General features: G+C 61.2%; 1 protein-coding gene and 1 pseudogene. Both read right to left on the bottom strand.

All coding sequences use genetic code 11. The features are described from left to right. A partial coding sequence (locus AC1DP3_RS18085) for a glycosyl hydrolase (protein WP_477295721.1) occupies positions 1 to 2,701 on the bottom strand: 2,701 nt, incomplete at its 3' end. 92 nt (positions 2,702 to 2,793) lie between these two features. Then, positions 2,794 to 3,028: pseudogene (locus AC1DP3_RS18080) on the bottom strand (rhamnose ABC transporter substrate-binding protein); the annotation flags it as partial.

Here is a 3,028-nt window from a genome sequence, read left to right as displayed (position 1 = left end):
GATCCCAGTCGGTGATGTCATACGCCGCAGGAACGGTGAGTTCTTCCTGGAACTCAATGCCGTTCGTCAGCCGCGTTGTCACTTCGCCGCTCTCTGTCGCCCGGACCGTGACGCCTGCCTCAACGGCTCGCGCGGAATCAGCGTCCGTCGACGCGATGTGGACCTTTCCGCTGTCGACCTTTTCGAACGCCAGCAACGCGATGTTGTTGTAGTCGAGATCAATCGGAACAACGGTGTTTCCGCCCTCCCAGCGGTAATCGGCAAGTTCGGTCACCGCGCCCGACCAAGCATCGATCATGTACGGGATGAACTCGCCCTCCTTCACGATGTCGGTCTGGATATTGGTGGCGGGCGTCGCGTTACGCACCGCCTCMTTGTGACTCTTTGACAAGTAGGAACCATCGTCGTAGTTGTATGCGTATACGAACTGGTTGCCATCATTATCGATACGGGTCTGGGTCAGCAGCTGAAGGTTGGGCTCCTCAAACCCCGTCGTGGGCTCCACGCCGAGTTCCTGCAGTTTCTCGAGGACATTGTCGTCGTAACCTCCAGGATCGGCGGAGAAGTAACCCCCGGTGGGCTTGTCAAAAACCTGCGCGGTTCTGACGCTCGGCTGGGTTTTCAACTGAGCCATCAGATCCGCAAGCTGGGCGCTCTTGTCGTCGTTGAAGGGCGTGCGAGAAGCGGCCTCCTCCAAGATGACGACCTTCAAGCCCTTCTTCGCCCAATCGAGAATGCGCTGCGCGGCATCGGCGCTGAGCCAACTCTGATACAGAACTATCGCCTTGTAGCCAGCCTGTTCAATCGTTCCCGTCTCTTCGTCGAAATAGACGTCGTCATCGAACAAGAACGCCGGGCTGAAATAATCGTACGTGTAGCCGTTATCCTGCAGTTCCGTCGACCTATAATGGATTCCTTGGTGCGCCAACTGCCAGTTCATTCTCGCGTTGTCGCTGCCGATTCCGGCTTCCTTGTTCATCCCGTGGACCCACTCCTGTCGTATGAATCCGACATCGGTGCGGGACTTGCCGGTCTGCAGCAGCTGCTGGATCCGTCCGAGGTGGGCGTTGAATTCGTCATAGTCCGCAACGCCGGGGTTACGAAGGCCGAAGTTGTGGAACCAGGAGTTGCCGAACGCCCCGGGACCGTATCCGGGCCATTGGTAATTGCCGTAGCCGTAGTCGGCGGCCCAGACGTGCCAGATGATGCGCTGGAACCCGGCGGCGTAAGTAGAGTATGCATCTTCGAGGTGCTGCTGACGGGTGAAGTTGTCGGCCAAGCGGGCGGCGCTGGTCTCGCTGGACAGAACTTTGTTCTCGAGCTTGGCGCCTCCGGTCCAGAGGCGGAAGAGGTCGATCTGGTTGTACTGGTTGAGGTTCTCGGCCTCCGGGTAATCGACGTCCATCGACGGCTCCGAGAGTTCAATGGGCTTGCCGTACGAGATCTGCGCTCGCGTCTCGATACCGACGCTGTTCAGCCACTCCTTGAGCGGCTGCAGCATGCGCTCCCGGTATAGCTGGGTCAGGACATCCTGGTAGTCGTTGATGACGCCCTGGCGGCGCAGCTCCTCACCGCTGAGCTTGTACGTCCCCACATCGTCGACACCGAAGTACGGGTTGTTGTAACTGGATGCCACGCCGCTGATTAGGAAGAGGTAGGGCGTGATGTCGTAGCCCTTCCTCGCCTCGAACTCCTCCGCCATATCCTCGGCCCACCACGTGAAACCGTTCCCGGTCGTGATTTCGAGCGAGTCCATGAACAGCTGGACGTCGCCGGCCTTGATCTTCTCGTTCAGAGCGGGGTCACTGAGGTAGTGCTCCTCCCAGAAGGCCTTCAGGGCGTCAACGCCACGCTCATCGAAGTAGTTGGTCGCGTAGCTCGGCTCAGTGGCGGGGCTAGCGGCCTGGTACGTTCCCTGGGTCCAGATACCGAAGACTCGGTAGGTGCCATCGCTCGGCGCGGTCCAGCTGAGGCTCTGAGCCCACACGTCAGCACCCTCGGTGACGCTGTCGGAAAGGTCGACGAAGCTCTCGGGATCGACCGTGTTGCCGTCGACGACCCTGTACGCGTACGCGGTTACGAACGACGCGCCCGCCCGCTGGGCGTTCGTTGCCGGCGTTGGAATTGCTGCAAGACTGCCACCCGCGGCCACCGTCCCGGTGCCTAGCGTGAGGTTCTGCATCGCCTGCTGGCTAGCAGGGTCGAGGCCAGGGACGTTGGACGTCGCCCAGTTCGTGCCCGATGTGAGATAAACCGACATGCCCAGATCGAGCATCTTGTTCATCATGAGCTTCCACTTGTGAGCCCACATCTCTGACCCATACGCGTAGTTCGCGTCGGGCGCTCCGCTGTCACCCTGCATGCATAGCTCGACGCCGCGGAACCCGCCGTCGTAGAGCGTCTGAATCTGCTCCAACAGCGTCTCATCGGTGTGCGATGCCTTACCAAGCCACCAGCGCACATCAGTGCTGAACACCCGATCAGGGTCGACGTACTTCCCCTCCAGATCCTGCGCGAAGCCCGATGGCAGCGACGCGGCGGCGGCCTGGGCCAGAACCGCGCTCGGAGTGGCTTCAGAGGCGAGCGCCGGCACTGGCACAATCATCGATAGAACCAGGGCTGTTGCTGGTAGCGCCGCCAGCGTCCGCGCGAATATTCTCCCCTCAGATCTCCTGCGTGGACCTGACTGACTCTTTTCCATCGGACGCTCCTTTAAGCGGTGCGGCGCTCGACACGCACGGGTGGCTGTGAATCGGCGCGGTCGAGTCATCGCCGTAGTGACAAGGCTTCGACTCAGAAGTCGAAGTCGGCGATGTTGTCTGCGTCGAAGACGTACGGCTCGCCGAGCAGGACGACGCCGTCAGCGCCGACCTCGTAGTCGCCGAGCTTGCCGGCGGCGAACGAGTCGCCCTCCTTGCCGGTGATGTCACCGGCGATCAGCGCCTGCGCGGCATACGCGGCCAGGTAGCCGAGGTCAGCCGGGTTCCACAGCGCGAACGCGGTGACGGTGCCGTCCTCGACGTACTCG

The organism is Microbacterium sp. P5_B6, assembly GCF_056400345.1.
This window is presented reverse-complemented; position numbering and strand designations above follow the sequence as displayed.